This window comes from Streptococcus parasanguinis (assembly GCF_023109675.1).
Lineage (GTDB): Bacteria > Bacillota > Bacilli > Lactobacillales > Streptococcaceae > Streptococcus > Streptococcus parasanguinis_I.
The window spans coordinates 40,904-58,571 of the sequence record NZ_JALDUR010000006.1 but is presented as its reverse complement, the minus strand read 5'-3'; the positions used below and the strand labels follow the sequence as shown (position 1 = coordinate 58,571).

Annotated in this window: 14 protein-coding genes; 13 read left to right on the top strand and 1 reads right to left on the bottom strand. The window is 41.6% G+C overall.

Translation table 11 applies throughout. From position 1 onward, the window contains the following. Window positions 1-68 precede the first annotated feature (68 nt). Window positions 69-2,408 carry a cation-translocating P-type ATPase gene (locus tag M1G14_RS05905; RefSeq protein WP_049523143.1) on the bottom strand — a complete coding sequence of 780 codons (2,340 nt, stop codon included), beginning with the start codon at window positions 2,406-2,408 and terminating at the stop codon, window positions 69-71. Window positions 2,409-2,583: 175 nt separating this feature from the next. Between M1G14_RS05905 and M1G14_RS05900 the strand changes: the two genes are divergently transcribed. From M1G14_RS05900 to M1G14_RS05840, 13 genes are all read left to right on the top strand, one after another. Next, the gene (locus M1G14_RS05900; protein ID WP_003006324.1) at window positions 2,584-3,330 is read left to right on the top strand and encodes a lysophospholipid acyltransferase family protein; all 747 of its coding nucleotides are present in this window, start codon (window positions 2,584-2,586) and stop codon (window positions 3,328-3,330) included. A gap of 66 nt (window positions 3,331-3,396) precedes the next feature. After that, the gene (locus M1G14_RS05895) at window positions 3,397-4,065 is read left to right on the top strand and encodes a helix-hairpin-helix domain-containing protein (RefSeq protein ID WP_049523142.1); all 669 of its coding nucleotides are present in this window, start codon (window positions 3,397-3,399) and stop codon (window positions 4,063-4,065) included. Beyond that, entirely contained in the window at window positions 4,046-6,292 is a 2,247-nt protein-coding gene (locus tag M1G14_RS05890; RefSeq protein WP_024056298.1) for a DNA internalization-related competence protein ComEC/Rec2, read from the top strand. The genes M1G14_RS05895 and M1G14_RS05890 overlap by 20 nt, the downstream gene beginning before the upstream one ends. A gap of 75 nt (window positions 6,293-6,367) precedes the next feature. Continuing rightward, the gene (locus tag M1G14_RS05885) at window positions 6,368-6,970 is read left to right on the top strand and encodes a DUF805 domain-containing protein (RefSeq protein ID WP_024056299.1); all 603 of its coding nucleotides are present in this window, start codon (window positions 6,368-6,370) and stop codon (window positions 6,968-6,970) included. A gap of 23 nt (window positions 6,971-6,993) precedes the next feature. Beyond that, complete coding sequence (gene holA / locus M1G14_RS05880) at window positions 6,994-8,028, top strand: DNA polymerase III subunit delta (RefSeq protein ID WP_247926390.1); 1,035 nt, start codon at window positions 6,994-6,996, stop codon at window positions 8,026-8,028. A gap of 88 nt (window positions 8,029-8,116) precedes the next feature. Continuing rightward, window positions 8,117-8,722 (top strand): superoxide dismutase SodA, encoded by a 606-nt coding sequence (gene sodA / locus M1G14_RS05875; protein WP_061455362.1) that lies wholly within the window; start codon window positions 8,117-8,119, stop codon window positions 8,720-8,722. Window positions 8,723-8,932: 210 nt separating this feature from the next. Further along, window positions 8,933-10,405, top strand: coding sequence for a helicase HerA-like domain-containing protein (locus M1G14_RS05870; protein WP_061455363.1), 1,473 nt, complete (start codon window positions 8,933-8,935; stop codon window positions 10,403-10,405). Window positions 10,406-10,503: 98 nt separating this feature from the next. Next, the gene (locus tag M1G14_RS05865) at window positions 10,504-11,571 is read left to right on the top strand and encodes a serine hydrolase (protein ID WP_061591110.1); all 1,068 of its coding nucleotides are present in this window, start codon (window positions 10,504-10,506) and stop codon (window positions 11,569-11,571) included. Between the two features lie 159 nt (window positions 11,572-11,730). Then, entirely contained in the window at window positions 11,731-12,420 is a 690-nt protein-coding gene (locus tag M1G14_RS05860; protein WP_024056304.1) for a Crp/Fnr family transcriptional regulator, read from the top strand. A gap of 237 nt (window positions 12,421-12,657) precedes the next feature. Continuing rightward, window positions 12,658-13,887: an arginine deiminase gene (gene arcA / locus M1G14_RS05855; protein ID WP_049486411.1), complete on the top strand. Its 1,230-nt coding sequence runs from the start codon at window positions 12,658-12,660 to the stop codon at window positions 13,885-13,887. 84 nt (window positions 13,888-13,971) lie between these two features. Next, window positions 13,972-14,988 carry an ornithine carbamoyltransferase gene (gene argF, locus M1G14_RS05850; RefSeq protein WP_049486412.1) on the top strand — a complete coding sequence of 339 codons (1,017 nt, stop codon included), beginning with the start codon at window positions 13,972-13,974 and terminating at the stop codon, window positions 14,986-14,988. A gap of 85 nt (window positions 14,989-15,073) precedes the next feature. Further along, window positions 15,074-16,018, top strand: a complete 945-nt coding sequence (gene arcC / locus M1G14_RS05845; protein ID WP_061591112.1) for a carbamate kinase — start codon at window positions 15,074-15,076, stop codon at window positions 16,016-16,018. Window positions 16,019-16,142: 124 nt separating this feature from the next. Continuing rightward, window positions 16,143-17,654, top strand: a complete 1,512-nt coding sequence (locus M1G14_RS05840; RefSeq protein ID WP_049486413.1) for a YfcC family protein — start codon at window positions 16,143-16,145, stop codon at window positions 17,652-17,654. The last annotated feature ends 14 nt before the right edge of the window (window positions 17,655-17,668 follow it).

The window sequence follows — 17,668 nt, the reverse complement described above, 5'->3', positions numbered from 1 at the left end:
ACTGTGCGGAGGTGGGACGACGAAATCGAATTCTAACGAATTACCGATTTCTGTCCCACTCTCTTTTTTTAATCAAATTCATATTTTTGGAGAATCGTAGTGAGGATAAAGACTCCTGTAAAGATAGCCATCAATGCCAGATAAACTGGGAAAGTAGTGGTTGTAAGGAGTGAAATCTCGATCAAGTTTTTTAGCACGACCGCAGATGCGTAGAATCCTACTACAGAGAAGAGGATGAGGAGGGCCCGCCAGATATTTAGTGGCAGGCAAGCACGGATAACGGATAGGAAACCGATGGATCCAAGTAAGTAATAGGATACAGTAGACATATCGGCTGCAGACCAACCATGGCTTGCTCCCCAAAGGCGAATGAACAAGACACTAAAGACGACCATCAAGGCGCTTGGTAAGGCTAACAGAAGGGAACGTCTTAAGAAGTGTTTTTCAACCGGTTTGATATTGCGTTCAAAGGTCAACACAAATGGTGGGAATCCTTCGACGAATTGGTCAATTAAGGTGATTTGAATAGGGATGAATGGAAAAATCAGCAAATAATTGACGTTGAAGAAAAGGGCACTGGCGATACAGATAATAGCCAAGAGGAAGGAATAGATCGTTTTGATGAAGAAAATCGGAGCGATTCGCCCAATGTTATTGACCACACGACGACCTTCGAATAGAATTTCTGGAACATCATTAAAGTCAGAGTTCAAAAGAACAATATTGGCAATTTGACGGGTTGCAGGATCTCCTTCAGCCATTACGATGGAGCAGTCAGCTTCACGAAGAGCGAGGATATCATTGACCCCGTCTCCAGTCATAGCTGTCGTCCGACCAGCTGCTTTCAAGGTTTGAATGAGCAGTTTCTTTTGGTGAGGGGATACGCGTCCAAAGATGGCTGTTTCCTCTGCTTGATCCACTAATCGATCATCAGAAATTTTGGAACAATCGATGTAGTTTTCGTAGTTTTTGAAGCCCGCTTGTTGAGCGATATAAGAGACCGTCACAGGGTTATCACCAGAGATGATCTTAAGATCCACGCCTTCAGAGCGAAGATACTCGAGGGTATCAGAAGCCCCTTCACGAATGGGGTCTGTAATCTCAATAACGGCAATTCCTTCAAGATTTTCAGGCAGGTTCAATTCCTGCATGCTGATCTGTTCTGAACTGTGTGCTAAGACGAGAACGCGCGATCCACGGCCTTGTGCTTCGACGACAGCAGTTGGATTTTCTTGAAGGAGCATTTCAGGAGCACCGAGAAAGACGGTGCCAAGATTGGAGAGGTGCATGGCTCCCCATTTCCGATCACTTGAGAAAGGAATAATGTTTTCTGCAGTATAAGCATGCTCCAACTCCCCATAAGCCTTGCGAATAGCTTGAGCAGTAGGATTGGTGTCCTCACTATTTTGCATGTAAGCAGAGAGGATGACCTGGATCGTTTCCTCAGAAAAATGTTCGGATAAGCTATGGAGAGCTTCGACTGTCATCTTCCCTTGAGTGATGGTCCCGGTCTTATCTAGACACAAGGTATCCACACGCGCCAGGGTTTCTACTGAGTACATTTCTTGAACAAGAACCTTGCGCATGCCGAGCTTAATAACCGCCGTCAAGAGAGACGTAACCGTCAGTAGGGCAATTCCTTTTGGCAACATTCCCAAGAGAGCTGTGGAAGAATTCACGACAGAATCCTTGATCGGTAGCATCTTGATCAACAATGCTTCAAAGAAGAGGGCAAGGCCAAATGGGATGATAATTTTCCCAGTAAAGCTAGAGATTTTCGCTAAATTATAGAGAATACGCGAATTGATAGGCTTCAAGGTTTTGGCTTCCATCATCAGTTTGTTGGCATAGTTGTTTGCCCCAACTCGCTTGACCCGGGCATAGACTTGACCACTTGCGATAAAACTTCCAGAAAGCAGTTCATCACCAACTTCTTTTAAGACCAGGTCACTCTCACCAGTCAGCATAGCCTCATTAGCTTCTGCGATACCGGACATGACTTCAGCATCACTAGGGATCTGCTCACCCGAAGACAGAAGCATTAGATCACCTAGGACAAGCTTCTCTGGTGGAATCGCATCTTTTTCCCCGTCACGAATGACAGTCACTAGCTCACGACTCATGAGATTGAGTTTATCAATCATCCGCTTGGCGCGCATCTCGGTCATGATCCCTGTAATGGCATTGAAGCAAATGACTGCAAAAAAGATCATATTGCTCCAGGCCTGTACAGCAGCCAAGGCCACAGCAATCACAAAGTTTAAGGTATTAAACAAGGTGAAGACGTTGCGCTTGATAATTTGCCAGGTACTGGTACTTGTATTCGTTGTAAAATCATTGGTTTGTCCGCGATCCATTTTCTTGCGGACTTCACTGAGGGACAAGCCCTTTAAATCAATAGTTTCCATAGACAATATGATATCATTTTTTTGAGAAAAAGACTATCTAGAATCGGTCCGCTGAGACAATTTTTATCTAAAAAAGGTTTGCGGTCAAAATCAGGATACGGTATAATAAGAAAGAACCTTTTACAGGATGGAATATCTTGTAGAGAGACGAATGAAATGGATTTGAGGAACAACTATGTTTTATACCTATTTACGTGGCCTTGTTGCCTTTATTCTGTGGGTTTTAAATGGGAATGCCCATTACCATCATAAGGACAATATTCCAGATCGGGAAGAGAACTACATCCTGGTATCCCCTCACCGGACTTGGTGGGATCCGGTCTATATGGCCTTTGCAACCAAGCCAAAGCAATTTATCTTTATGGCTAAAAAAGAACTCTTCACCAATCGTATTTTTGGCTGGTGGATTCGTATGTGTGGGGCATTTCCGATCGACCGTGAAAATCCGGGAGCAGAAGCCATTAAGTATCCTGTCAATATGCTGAAAAAGAGCAACCGTTCTTTGATTATGTTCCCAAGTGGAAGCCGTCATTCTCAAGACGTCAAAGGTGGTGTTGCCATCATTGCCAAAATGGCGAAGGTCCGTATCATGCCAGTGACTTATACTGGTCCAAGAGACTTGAAAGGGTTGGCAACAGGTGAACGCATTGATATGAACTTCGGACATCCTATTGATATTTCAGATATTAAAAAGATGAATGACGAAGGAGTGGCAGAAGTTGCCCGCCGTATCCAGGAGGAGTTTGATCGCTTGGATGCGGAAGCACAAGCGATCAACACCCCAACAAAACCTTTTATCTTGATTCGTTTGTTAAAAATCCTTTTGATTCCCCTTGTCTTAGTCGTTGGCATCTTGACCTTGCTCTTTAGTTACCTAGCAAGCTTTGTATGGGATCCAGACAAACATCGGAAAAATAAGTAAAAAAGCTGAGAGTTTTTCTCAGTTTTTTTTATTTTTACGAATAATAAAAGTGAGAGGAGGTTTCTTATGGAGGATATCATCGAAAAAATCAAAGAATATAAGCTCTTTTTAGCTCTTACTGCTATCGGACTCTTACTTGGAGGGTATTTTCTTTTTCATCGATCTCAGTCAAGTGCATCCACCATACCGGATCTTTATCAGTCTTCGAGTTCAACTTCGAGCAAAGAAAAGGTGCAGACCGCTAGTTCCAAAGAAGAAAAGACGGCGACTTCTGTGTCTGATGCACCTGAGATCATTACGGTCGATGTCAAAGGAGCCGTCAAACAACCAGGTGTCTATGAGTTGCGCTCCAATAGCAGAGTCCACGATGCCATTTATAAGGCAGGCGGGATGACAGCAGATGCCAATAGCCAATCGGTCAACTTGGCGCAAAAACTCACCGATGAAGCAGTGATCTATGTTGCTAAAGAAGGGGAGGATGTTCCAGCACTTGGAAGTTCAGAAAGTCCTGCAACTTCGTCAGCGCCAGCAGAAAAAACAGGCAAGGTCCATTTAAATCGAGCAACCGAATCAGATCTCCAGACAGTATCAGGCATTGGCCAGAAACGTGCCCAGGATATTATCGCCTATCGCGAAGCAAATGGTCCTTTTCGATCAGTGGATGATCTGAAGAATGTTTCAGGAATCGGAGAGAAAACACTGGAGAAACTAAGAGATGCTTTCACGGTGGATTAAAGACCTTCCTTTTTCGCTTGTCCATCTCGCCTTTTTGCTCCTATGGCTGTATTTTAGTATCTATCAACCATCTTGGCTTTCAATCATCGGTCTAGTAGTAGTGGGAATTTTAGCGGTTCATCACTATAAAGGGGATCGCTCAAGTTTGCTAGGGCTTGCTTTAGCAACCCTTTGTTTTGCGGCCTTCTTTGTCTTTCAGCGACTACAGGATCATCCAGTACAAGCAGAAAGTCAGCCCCCATCCCACTTACGCCTGATTCCAGATACCATCAAGATCAATGGGGACGCCCTGTCTTTTCGTGCTAAAAATCAGGGAAGAACCTATCAAGTCTTCTACACTTTAAAATCAGAAAAAGAAAAACAGCAGTGGCAAAGTCAAACCCACTTGCTGGAGTTGACATATAAAGGTGTTATAGAAGAACCAGAAGGGCAGCGAAATTTTAGAGGATTCGACTACAGGTCTTATTTGCAAACACAGGGGATTCACTATCAAATAAAAATTGAAGCGATCCAATCTGCTCTCCCTATACAGACTTGGAATGTTTTCGATTGCCTATCTCAATGGAGGCGCCAAGCCATTGTTTGGAGCAAGGAGCACTTTCCACAGCCGATGAACCAGTATATGACCGGCCTTCTTTTTGGTTATTTAGATACGGATTTTGAAGAGATGGATCAGCTTTACACGAGTTTGGGCATCATCCATTTGTTCGCCTTATCTGGGATGCAGGTCGGCTTTTTCATCAATGGGATCCGGAAAGCTCTCTTACGTCTAGGAATCTTGCAAGAGACAGTCGATATCTGGATGCTTCCAATTTCTTTGGTCTATGCTGGCTTGACAGGTTTTTCAGTTTCAGTGGTTCGTAGTCTCTTGCAGAAGATCCTCTCTCAAAAGGGGATCCGAGGGATGGAGAATATGGCGATGACCTTGATGATCTTAATGGTGCTCATGCCCAAGTTTCTTCTGACAGCTGGAGGGGTTTTGAGTTGTGCCTACGCCTTTATTTTGACCTTGGTAGATACCAGTTCTTATTCAGGACTTAAAAAGCTACTAGTGGAAAGTTTCTGGATTAGCCTGGGAATTTTGCCCCTTTTGACCTATTACTTTAGTGTCTTTCAACCGTGGTCACTCCCTTTAACCTTCCTCTTTTCTTTCTTATTTGACCTTGTCCTTCTTCCAGGTTTAACGGTGCTATTTATCTTATCGATTCTAAAGCCCCTTACAATTTTTAACAGTTTCTTTCTTCTCATAGAGGAGTGTATTCGTTGGATTTCAAAGCTCACGTCGCTACCTTTGGTATTTGGTCAGCCGACGGGACCAGCTCTGATTGCTCTCTTCCTTCTTTTAGGAATCTTGTATGATCTTCGAAAGCAAAAAAAACGTCGTTTCCTGTTAATAGGCATGATTCTACTCATCTTTTGTTGGACCAAGCATCCTTTAGAAAATGAGATTACCATGGTGGATATCGGTCAAGGAGACAGTATCTTTTTACGCGATTGGAAAGGAAGAACCATATTGATTGATGTCGGAGGACGTGTCACTTTTAAAAGTGGAGAAAAGTGGCAAGAGCGCAGTCAATCTGCCAATGCGGATCAAACCTTGATTCCCTATCTCAAGAGTCGAGGTGTTGGAAAACTTGATGCTTTGGTCTTGACTCATACAGACCAGGACCATATGGGTGATATGGTGGAGGTTGCCAAACAAATCCCAGTTAAAAAAGTGTATGTCAGTCCAGGTAGTCTAACTAATTCTCAATTTCGAGAGAAATTGCAACAGCTTCATAGTCCGATTAAAGTAGTCCAGAGAGGAGATCAACTACCTATTTTTGATCATCATCTAGAAGTCTTATCCCCTGATGAAGTGGGGGATGGTAAAAATGATGATTCGATTGTCCTCTATGGGCAGTTCTTTCAGAAACGATTTTTGTTCACGGGTGATTTGGAAGAAGCTGGAGAGAAAAAACTATTGAAAAACGATCCACAATTACAAGTAGATGTCTTGAAAGTAGGCCACCACGGTTCTAAAGGTTCCTCTAGTGATGTGTTTTTAGATCAGTTACATCCTCAGTTGGCCTTGATCTCTGTTGGAAAGAAAAATCGCTACCAACATCCCCATAAAGAATTGCTCGATCGTCTAGAGGAACGCTCTATTTCTTATCTTCGTACCGATGAAAGGGGAGCAATTCGCTTGATTGGGTGGGACCATTGGAGGGTAGAAACGGTCCACTAGAGACGAGGAGAGGTTTGCTTTCTATGCTGAAAATTGCTATTATAGAAAGTGAAATCAATGTAAAGGTAGAATCGTATGAACGCATTTAAGCAATTTTGGATACAGTATGCAGATTTTTCAAGTAAGACCAGTCGGGCCCATTTTTGGCTAGCTTTTTTCTGGAATTCCCTGATTTCTTTGCCTCTTTGGGTTTTTTACATCGTGACCTCTTTATCCCATCAAAATGCTCAAGAAACGCTCAATTTTTCAACTGTTCATTCTAAGACAGGTTTATGGGCGCTCGCTTTCTTAGCATTCTTTTACTTCCTCATTTTAGTACCCAGTCAAGCCATTTGTGTACGTCGCTTGCGGGATGCGGGAATCCATTGGTCTTGGATCTTTTTGAACCTTGGACCGGTTCTGCTCTATTTGTTGACGGGGCTAGATATTTTCCTATTTCTTTGGGGGATTACAGTTATTTCTCTCTTGATTCTCATGATGCTTCCAGGGAAAAACACCTTCCCACAACCAGTAGAAACTCCTATGGGAGTGGCTTCTGAACCACAGGTCACAGCGACAGGGGGGAGCTTTGGCGGCAACTCGTTTGAGCAAATTCCAAATTTTGTAGCAGCACCTGATTTGTCTAATGAAAAACCACCATTGGAACAAAAAATGGCTGCTGAACACGAAATCCACTAGACTGATAGAGATAAGAGAGTTTCATGCAAGCAATTACCGACATTAAACATCTGACGGTTCAAACTCTGCCTCCTATTCTTGTCTTGACGGGTGAGGATGTAGGTCAATTTGAATGGTTAAAAAAAGACATTTTAAAAAAAATAGGCTATGATCCCTCAGATTTGAATTATTCTTATTTTGATATGAAGGAAGCCTCCTATGCTGAGGTAGAGCTGGATTTGGTCAGTCTTCCCTTTTTCGCTGATGAAAAAATTGTGATTTTGGATCACTTATTGGATCTGACTACTACCAAAAAACGCTATTTAACAGATGAAGATCTGAAGCAATTTGAAAACTACCTGGAAAATCCTTCTGAATCGACCCGTTTGGTGATCATTGCAGAAGGAAAATTAGATAGTAAGCGTCGCTTGGTCAAACTCCTAAAACGGGATGCCCAAATCATTGAAGCGGCGACTCCTAAAGAGCAAGAGGTAAAGCGCTATTTTGCAAGCCAAGCCCAAGAATTGGGCCTGCAATTTGTGGGCGATTCCTTGGACCAACTACTCTTAAAATCTGGCTATGATTTTGGAGAGTTACAGAAGAATCTCGCTCTTTTGCAGGCTTATAAAGAGGATGGTCAGATTACCCTCCAAGATATCGAGGAGGTTGTTCCCAAAACCTTGCAAGATAATATTTTTGATCTGACCCAAATGATTCTCAAACGCCAAATCGATCAAGCTCGGAATTTGGTGAAAGATCTCCGCTTACAAGGAGAAGATGAAATAAAATTGATTGCTATTCTGTTGGGGCAATTCCGAATGTTTTCTCAAGTAAAAATATTTTCAGAAGAAGGTCAATCCGAAAACCAAATCGTAGCGAGCTTGTCGGACTTGTCAGGACGCAAGGTCAATCCATATCAGGTGAAGTTTGCCTTACGGGATAGCCGTAAGCTTTCCCTGTCCTTTTTGAAGCAGGCCATGATGACCTTCATCGAGACGGATTATGCAATTAAAAGTGGAACGTATGATAAAGACTACTTATTTGATTTGGCACTTTTAAAAGTGGCAAATAGCGTCTAAACATGAATGAAATTGCAAGCAGATTAGTTGAATAATTTAGCTGTTTGCGTTATCATCAAATCAGTAATAAAGAAAAGAGGACCATAAAATGGCTATCATTTTACCAGAATTACCATATGCTTATGATGCATTGGAACCTTATATCGATGAAGAAACCATGCATTTGCACCATGATAAACACCATCAAACATATGTAAACAATGTGAATGCAGCTCTTGAAAAACATCCTGAAATTGGAGAAGACCTTGAAAGCTTGTTAGCTAATGTTGAATCCATTCCAGCTGACATTCGCCAAGCTGTGATCAACAATGGTGGTGGTCATTTGAACCACGCTCTTTTCTGGGAATTGATGACTCCAGAACAAACAGCTCCTTCAGCAGAACTTGCTGCAGCTATTGATGCCACATTTGGTTCATTTGAAGACTTCAAAGCAGCCTTCACAGCAGCAGCAACGACACGTTTTGGTTCTGGCTGGGCATGGTTGGTTGTCAACAAAGAAGGTAAACTTGAAGTCACTTCAACAGCAAACCAAGATACACCAATCTCTGAAGGAAAAACACCAATCCTTGGTTTGGATGTTTGGGAACATGCTTACTACGTGAAATACCGTAACGTACGTCCTGACTACATTAAAGCTTTCTTCTCAGTGATCAACTGGAATAAAGTTAATGACTTGTTTGCAGCAGCAAAATAATAAAATAAAGGAATCTATAAGAGCGACAATTGGCTCTTATAGATTTTTTTGTTTGTATCCGGAAAATCGGAGTATAATTTCTTGCGTTTAGACAGGAAAATGATACACTAGTAGGAGTGTGTCTTACTTATCAGAAGCCCAGTTTGAAGGGCCTAGGCAAGGAAAAGATGACCGTTAAAATGAAAACTGAAACATTCAGGGAGAAACGAAATGACTAGTATTACCATTACCAAAGGAGCAGTTGAGACGCCTATCTATTTACGGATGTTGAATCGTCATGGCTTGATTGCAGGAGCAACAGGGACAGGGAAAACAGTTACCCTCAAGGTCCTCACAGAAAAATTAAGCAAAGAGGGCATTCCGGTCTTTCTAGCTGATATCAAGGGAGATTTATCTGGTTTAGCCAAAGCGGGGCAATGGACTCCAAAACTGGAAGAACGCTACAAACTGCTTGGTCTCACAGATCCGTTTGAGCCGCAAGCCTTCCCTGTTCGATTGTGGGATGTCTTTGGCCAAGCTGGTCATCCTGTTCGTGCGACTGTCGAAGGAATGGGGTCATTGCTTCTTTCTCGTCTACTTGATTTGAATGAAACTCAATCAGGAATTCTTGCAATTGTCTTTAAAGTGGCTCAAGAGAAAGATTGGCCCTTGCTTGATTTGAAGGACCTGCAAAGCCTTTTAAAGGAAGTCTATGAACACAGCTCAGACTATTCTGCCCAATATGGTAATATCACCAAACAATCTGTCGGTGCGATCCAAAGAAGCCTCTTGGTTCTTGAAGAAGAAGGAGCGGATCAGTTTTTCGGAGAGCCTGCACTTGATTTAAATGACTTTATGCAACTCGATGCATCAGGGCGTGGGTATATCAATATTCTTTCGGCTACAAAGCTCTTTCATTCACCAAAATTGTATTCAACCTTTTTAATTTGGATGTTGTCTCGTCTCTTTGAAACACTTCCCGAGGTTGGGGATCCCGAAAAGCCAAAACTGGTTTTCTTCTTTGATGAAGCCCATCTCCTCTTTAAGGATGCAAGCAAGCTCTTTCTTGAGAAGGTCGAGCAAGTCGTGCGCCTGATTCGTTCTAAGGGTGTAGGGATTTACTTTATTACCCAAAATCCTCAAGATCTACCAGAATCTGTTTTGGCACAGCTTGGAAATCGTGTACAACATGCTCTTCGAGCTTATACACCAAAAGAAATGAAGGCCATCAAGGTGGCTGCCCAAAGTTTTCGTCCGAATCCAGACTTTGATACAGAAACAGTGATCACAGAATTAGGGACAGGGGAAGCCTTGGTTTCTTTCCTGAATGAGAAGGGGCAACCTAGTGTGGTTGAGCGTGCTTATATTCTCTCTCCTCAATCGAGTTTTGACCTCTTAAATGAAAGTGAACAATTGGCCTTAATCACGACATCGCCTTTCCATCAAAAGTATGCGACGACGATTGATCGGGAATCTGCCTATGAAAAATTAGCAGCTAAAGCAAGCAAGGAAGCACAAGAAGAGGAGAAAAAAGAAGCAGAAAAAGAACGTGCTACGGCGGAAAAAGCAGAGCAAAAGCGCAGTCCAGGTCGCCCAAGAAAATCCAGTCTTGAAAAAGCTAAGGATTCCTTCTTGAGTTCCTTATTCCGGACGATTGCGCGTGAGATCGCTAAGCTAATTATGGGCTCCTTTAAACGAAAATAAGCCTTTGATGAAAAGAAATAAACTTTTTAAAAAGAAATCGTTTTCTATTTCTGATAATTCTTGTTATTTTCAGTAGAATCTTTTATAATTAATCTCGTATGAAAAAATATTTTAATCTACGCTCGATCATGATTGCGATCAGTATTCTATTGTGCTTAGTGGGAACAAGCGCACTGGGCTACTTGCATATTACGCAACCAACAGCATCAGCAATTGAAAAAAAAGCAAAGAAAACAAAAGAAGCAAAAGAACAAGATATCGAAAAGTCTACCCCTGAGACGAAAAAACCGCGTGTCAAATCTCCTGAAGCTAAGCAAGCAGTAGTAGATGCAGACATGGAAACGATGAGCGCTTATGGCCTTGTCTATGATTATGCTAATAAAGGTTTGGTAGAGGTTGTCCAGGATTTCCTAGCAGAAAGTGGAATTGATCCGTCACAAGTTGCCTTCACGTATCGCAATGCCATTACAGGAGAGCAATTTGCCATGAATGATCTTCAACCAATGACGGCAGGTAGTACCTATAAGCTACCGTTGAACATGTTGGTGGTGGATGAAGTCGCAAAGGGCAAACTCAATTTAACAGACCGGTTTGACATTACCAATACTTACTATGAATATGTAGGAGAGCATGACAATTACGTTGCTGCCTTTGATGGAGCCATGTCTATTCCTGATATGCAGCGCTATTCATTGGTTTACTCTGAAAACACCCCAGCCTATGCTTTGGCAGATCGTTTAGGGGGGATGGAGCAAGCGCGTAAGTTGTTCAGTCGCTATGGTCAATCTCGTTCACCAGAGGTTAAAACCTTTAGCGAAGATAATAAAACGACAACGGATTATTACATCCATGTCTTGGAATATCTTTGGAATCATCAAGAAAAATATGCGGATTTACTAGAACTGATCGGGGAGTCTTTCCCAGGTGAGTACTATAAAAAATTCTTGCCAGATTTGGTGATTCAACAAAAACCAGGATATGTTGCTGAAGCACTTAATGTGGATGCGATTGTCCGTGAATCGACTCCTTATTTGGTTGCTATCTACACTGCAGGACTTGGAGGGACGACTCCAGAAAGTTCTGAAATCAGTGGCGTTGGTCTTTATCAATTGGGACAATTGGCTTATGTTATCAATGAATGGCATCGTGTCAATATGAATGAATAATCGACAGAAGGTCTGAGGGTTGCTCAGGCCTTTTATTCTATCAAAGTAGGATGAAATTCACTTGGTGTTTCGAATTACTTTTCTGTTCTAAAGAGACTTCTTTCCCTTTTCTATAAAAAGTATGTTATACTACTAATAGTAATAAGAGGAAGTATAGACATGATTACAAAGGAAGATTACCAGTTGCTCCGCTCGCATCCAGCCTTTTCTGCGCTACCAGTGGAGCTATTTGATAAATTAGCTGTTGAAATTCATGCCAGGGATATCCCTAAAGGACAAATTTTATTTTATGCAGGAGATAGGCGGGAGCGCATTTTTCTTCTGACAAAAGGCTTTGCTCGTATTGAGCAATTTGATTCGTCTGACCAATTCTCCTATATGGATTATATTAAGAAGGGGGCTCTGTTCCCTTATGGTGGGATGTTCCAGGATGAGCGTTACCACTATACAGCTAGTGCGGTGACGGATTTGCGTTGTTTCGTGATTCCCGTCAACCTCTATGAATTATATGCCCAAGAGAGTAAGGAGCAGTTGCTCTTTATTATGAGAAAGCTCTCCTCCATCCTAGAATTTCAAGAGTTGCGCTTGCGCAATGTCGTGACAGCTAGTGCCAGTGAGCGCGTGATTCAATCCTTAGCCATTCTGTGCAAGGACTATGAAGGTCTAGGAAATCAGCTTCCATTTCCAATTAGTATGAAGGAAATGGCCAAATTAGCAGCCACAACCCGAGAAACCGTCAATCAAGTTTTAAAGAAACTCATTGATTCTCATAAGATCCAGTATGAGAGAAAACAACTAACTTTTCTAGATACAGCCTACTTTTTAAAGAGTTTTGAAGAGATCAACTAATTTGTTGATCTTTTTATATTTTTTACAAAAAAATATATATTCATAAAAATAATATAAAAGACAAAATATGCAAAGAAAACGCTTCATATTGAATAAAATATAGACAACATTCAAAAAAACACAAAATTCTTTGCATTCGAAAAGTAGAATCCTTCGTGAAAGCGGTACCAATAAAGGATATAATAACAATTGTAATAAAGCTTGTGAACAGGCTCAAAGAAAAAAGGAGGATGACAGATGTCAACTAAACCAATTCATGTTTTCTCTGAAATTGGAAAACTGAAAAAAGTAATGTTGCACCGTCCAGGTAAAGAGTTGGAAAACTTGATGCCTGACTATCTAGAGCGTCTTCTTTTTGATGATATTCCATTCTTGGAAGATGCACAAAAAGAACACGACAATTTTGCTCAAGCGCTTCGTAACGAAGGAATCGAAGTACTTTATCTTGAAAAATTGGCAGCTGAGTCATTGACTACTCCAGAAATTCGCGAACAATTCATCGAAGAATATCTTGATGAAGCAAACATTCGTGGACGCCAAACTAAAAACGCTATTCGCGAAATCCTTCGTGGTATTGAAGACAACCAAGAATTGGTTGAAAAAACAATGGCTGGTTTCCAAAAAGCTGAGCTTCCAGAAATTCCAGAAGCTGACAAAGGCTTGACAGACCTTGTTGAATCTGACTACCCATTTGCGATTGATCCAATGCCAAACTTGTACTTCACACGTGACCCATTTGCTACAATTGGGAATGCAGTATCATTGAACCACATGTATGCTGATACACGTAACCGTGAAACTTTGTATGGTAAATACATCTTCAAATACCACCCAGTATATGGTGGTAATGTAGATTTGGTATACAACCGTGAAGAAGATACTCGTATCGAAGGTGGGGACGAATTGGTCCTTTCTAAAGATGTCTTGGCAGTTGGTATCTCACAACGTACAGATGCTGCATCAATCGAAAAATTGTTGGTAAACATCTTCAAGAAGAACGTTGGCTTCAAGAAAGTATTGGCCTTCGAATTTGCAAACAGCCGTAAATTCATGCACTTGGATACAGTATTCACAATGGTGGACTACGATAAATTCACCATCCACCCAGAAATTCAAGGCAACCTTCGCGTCTTCTCTGTAACATATGAAAATGAAGCATTGAAGATTGTTGAAGAAAAAGGTGATTTGGCTGAATTACTTGCTGAAAACCTTGGTGTAGAAAAAGTTACATTGATCCCTTGTGGTGATGGCAATGTGGTTGCAGCTGCTCGTGAACAATGGAACGACGGATCAAATACTCTTACAATCGCACCTGGTGTGGTAGTTGTATACGATCGTAACACAGTCACAAACAAGAAATTAGAAGAATACGGACTTCGTTTGATTAAGATCCGCGGAAGTGAATTGGTTCGCGGTCGTGGTGGACCTCGTTGTATGTCAATGCCATTTGAACGTGAAGAAATCTAATAGAGAAGACCGAGAGCTGGTCGTTGAGGATCAGCTCTTTCTTCTTACTGATCAATACTAGAAAGAAAATAGGAGACAAATAGAATGACAAATTCAGTGTTCCAAGGACGTAGCTTCTTGGCAGAAAAAGACTTTACACGTGCTGAGTTAGAATACCTTATCGGACTTTCAGCTCACTTGAAAGACCTTAAAAAACGCAACATTGAACACCACTATCTTGCTGGTAAAAACATTGCGCTTTTGTTTGAAAAAACTTCAACTCGTACTCGTGCAGCCTTCACTACTGCAGCCATCGACCTTGGTGCTCACCCAGAATACCTTGGTGCAAACGACATCCAACTTGGTAAAAAAGAATCTACAGAAGATACTGCTAAAGTTCTTGGACGTATGTTTGACGGTATTGAATTCCGTGGTTTCAGCCAACGTATGGTTGAAGAATTGGCTGAATTCTCAGGTGTTCCAGTATGGAATGGTTTGACTGACGAATGGCACCCAACTCAAATGCTTGCAGACTACTTGACAGTTCAAGAAAACTTTGGACGTTTGGAAGGTTTGACACTTGTATACTGTGGTGATGGACGTAACAACGTTGCAAACAGCCTTCTTGTAACAGGTGCTATCCTTGGTGTGAACGTACACATCTTCTCACCAAAAGAACTCTTCCCAGAAAAAGAAATCGTTGAATTGGCAGAAGGATTTGCAAAAGAAAGTGGCGCTCATATCTTGATCACTGAAGATGCCGACGAAGCAGTGAAAGGTGCAGACGTACTTTATACTGACGTTTGGGTATCAATGGGTGAAGAAGACAAATTTGCAGAACGTGTTGCCCTTTTGAAACCTTACCAAGTAAACATGGATTTGATTAAGAAAGCTGATAACGAAGACTTGATCTTCTTGCACTGCTTACCAGCCTTCCACGATACAAATACTGTTTACGGTAAAGATGTTGCTGAAAAATTCGGCGTAGAAGAAATGGAAGTTACTGACGAAGTGTTCCGTAGCAAATATGCTCGTCAATTTGACCAAGCTGAAAACCGTATGCACACCATCAAAGCGGTTATGGCAGCTACTCTTGGTAACTTGTACATTCCAAAAGTTTAAGACTTTATAACCGTATACCAACAGCTATAGGGGCTGGACTGCTAGCTTTAGTCCTGCCCCTATTTTTTATAGAAAGGGAAAACTTATGTCAAGAAAAATCGTCGTTGCTTTGGGAGGAAATGCTATTCTCTCATCTGATCCTTCTGCACAAGCTCAACAAGAAGCACTTGTAGAAACAGCAAAACACTTAGTCAAATTAATCAAAAACGGGGATGACTTGATCATCACTCACGGAAATGGTCCTCAAGTAGGGAACCTCTTGCTTCAACACTTAGCTGCAAATTCTGAAAAGAACCCAGCTTTCCCACTTGATTCTTTAGTTGCTATGACCGAAGGAAGCATTGGCTACTGGCTTCAAAATGCTCTTCAAAATGCTCTTCATGAAGAAGGAATCGAAAAAGATGTGGCTTCTGTTGTGACACAAGTCGTTGTTGATAAGAACGACCCAGCTTTCGTTAACCTCAGCAAACCAATCGGTCCTTTCTACTCAGAAGAAGAAGCAAAAGCAGAAGCTGAAAAATCTGGAGCAACCTTCAAAGAAGATGCTGGTCGTGGCTGGCGTAAAGTTGTTGCTTCACCAAAACCAGTGGATATCAAAGAAATCAATACCATTCGTACTTTGTTGAACGACGGTCAAGTCGTTGTGGCAGCCGGTGGTGGCGGTATCCCAGTTGTGAAAGAAGCAGATGGTAGCTTATCTGGTGTTGAAGCGGTCATCGATAAAGACTTCGCCTCTCAACGTTTGGCTGAATTAGTAGAAGCAGACCTCTTCATCGTCTTGACTGGTGTCGATTATGTCTTTGTGAACTACAACAAACCAGACCAAGCAAAATTGGAACATGTTAATGTGGCTCAATTGGAAGAATATATCAAGCAAGACCAATTTGCACCAGGAAGCATGCTTCCTAAAGTAGAAGCTGCCATTGCCTTCGTCAATGGTCGTCCAGAAGGAAAAGCAGTTATTACGTCACTTGAAAACCTTGGCGCTTTGATTGAGTCTGAAAGTGGAACAATTATTCAAAAAGACTAATGAAAGATTAGGAAAAAACTAGTATTTTAAAGCTTATTGTGATAGAATAAATCTATAGGTAAGCGTTTTACAAGATGCTCTTGTAAAACATCACTCACACTTTGTTGCGTTAGGAGGAAGACAAATGAGTGAAAAAACGAAAAAAGGATTTAAGATGCCTTCATCTTTTTCCGTATTGTTAATTATCATTGCTATTATGGCAGTGTTAACTTGGATTATTCCAGCTGGTCAATACAAGGTTGACGATGCAGGTGCTATCATTGCAGGTAGTTATGAATCTGTAAAAGCACATCCTCAAGGAATTTGGGATGTTTTGATGGCCCCAATCAATGCCATGCTTGGTAAAGCACCAACTAGTGCAGCGATTGACGTAGCCTTCTTTATCTTGATGGTCGGTGGTTTCCTTGGAGTTGTGAACGAAACAGGTACCCTTGATGTAGGGATTGCTTCTATCGTTCGTAAATACAAAGGCCGCGAAAAAATGTTGATTTTGATCTTGATGCCATTGTTTGCCCTTGGTGGTACAACTTATGGTATGGGTGAAGAAACCATGGCCTTCTATCCACTTCTTGTACCTGTTATGATGTCCGTTGGTTTTGACAGCTTGACAGGGGTAGCTATTATCCTTTTAGGATCACAAATCGGATGTTTGGCGTCAACATTGAACCCATTTGCGACAGTTATCGCATCTGATACTGCAGGTATCTCAAGTGCTTCAGGTCTCTTACTTCGTGTGATCTTCTGGATCGTATTGACAGGACTTAGCACATACTATGTATACCGTTATGCAGATAAGGTTCAAAAAGACCCAACCAAATCTCTCACCTATGCAACTCGTGAAGAAGATTTGAAACACTTTAATGTTGATAGTGGCGAAGAAATTCCTTCACAAATGAACAAGAAACAAAAACGTGTCTTGGTCGTCTTCATCTCAACATTCGTTATCATGGTTGCTGGATTTATCCCATTCAAAGATTTGGGTATTACATTCTTTAACAACTTTAACGAATCTCTCCATAAAATTCCAGTACTTGGTCAATTGATCGGTAACACAGATGCTCTTGGTACATGGTACTTCCCTCAAACAGCTATGCTCTTTGCCTTCATGGGAATCCTTGTTGGTATCATTTATGGCTTGAAAGAAGATAAAATTATTTCATCCTTCATGAATGGTGCAGCTGACCTCTTGAGTGTTGCTCTTATCGTAGCAGTAGCACGTGGTATCCAAGTCATCATGAACGACGGTATGATCACTGCGACAATTCTTCACTGGGGTGAAGAAGGACTGAAAGGTCTTTCATCTCAATTGTTCATTGTCTTGACTTACATTTTCTACTTGCCAATGTCATTCTTGATCCCATCATCATCTGGTCTTGCCAGCGCAACAATGGGTATCATGGCACCTCTTGGTAAATTCGTCAATGTACCAGGTAGCTTGATTGTCACAGCTTACCAATCTGCATCTGGTGTCTTGAACTTGATCGCACCAACTTCAGGTATCGTAATGGGAGCTCTTGCTCTTGGACGTGTTGACTTGAGTGCATGGTGGAAATTCATGGGTAAATTGGTCGTAGCGATTGTTGTAATCACCATTGCCCTTCTTCTACTAGGAACTGTGGTTCCATTCTTGCAATAGAATAAAGTAGGTGT

Excerpts from the sequence above, each read along its gene's own strand:
- M1G14_RS05905 (WP_049523143.1), bottom strand. The coding sequence starts at position 2,408 with ATGGAAACTATTGATTTAAAGGGCTTGTCCCTCAGTGAAGTCCGCAAG.
- M1G14_RS05900 (WP_003006324.1), top strand. The coding sequence starts at position 2,584 with ATGTTTTATACCTATTTACGTGGCCTTGTTGCCTTTATTCTGTGGGTT.
- M1G14_RS05895 (WP_049523142.1), top strand. The coding sequence starts at position 3,397 with ATGGAGGATATCATCGAAAAAATCAAAGAATATAAGCTCTTTTTAGCT.
- M1G14_RS05890 (WP_024056298.1), top strand. The coding sequence starts at position 4,046 with ATGCTTTCACGGTGGATTAAAGACCTTCCTTTTTCGCTTGTCCATCTC.
- M1G14_RS05885 (WP_024056299.1), top strand. The coding sequence starts at position 6,368 with ATGAACGCATTTAAGCAATTTTGGATACAGTATGCAGATTTTTCAAGT.
- holA (WP_247926390.1), top strand. The coding sequence starts at position 6,994 with ATGCAAGCAATTACCGACATTAAACATCTGACGGTTCAAACTCTGCCT.
- sodA (WP_061455362.1), top strand. The coding sequence starts at position 8,117 with ATGGCTATCATTTTACCAGAATTACCATATGCTTATGATGCATTGGAA.
- M1G14_RS05870 (WP_061455363.1), top strand. The coding sequence starts at position 8,933 with ATGACTAGTATTACCATTACCAAAGGAGCAGTTGAGACGCCTATCTAT.
- M1G14_RS05865 (WP_061591110.1), top strand. The coding sequence starts at position 10,504 with ATGAAAAAATATTTTAATCTACGCTCGATCATGATTGCGATCAGTATT.
- M1G14_RS05860 (WP_024056304.1), top strand. The coding sequence starts at position 11,731 with ATGATTACAAAGGAAGATTACCAGTTGCTCCGCTCGCATCCAGCCTTT.
- arcA (WP_049486411.1), top strand. The coding sequence starts at position 12,658 with ATGTCAACTAAACCAATTCATGTTTTCTCTGAAATTGGAAAACTGAAA.
- argF (WP_049486412.1), top strand. The coding sequence starts at position 13,972 with ATGACAAATTCAGTGTTCCAAGGACGTAGCTTCTTGGCAGAAAAAGAC.
- arcC (WP_061591112.1), top strand. The coding sequence starts at position 15,074 with ATGTCAAGAAAAATCGTCGTTGCTTTGGGAGGAAATGCTATTCTCTCA.
- M1G14_RS05840 (WP_049486413.1), top strand. The coding sequence starts at position 16,143 with ATGAGTGAAAAAACGAAAAAAGGATTTAAGATGCCTTCATCTTTTTCC.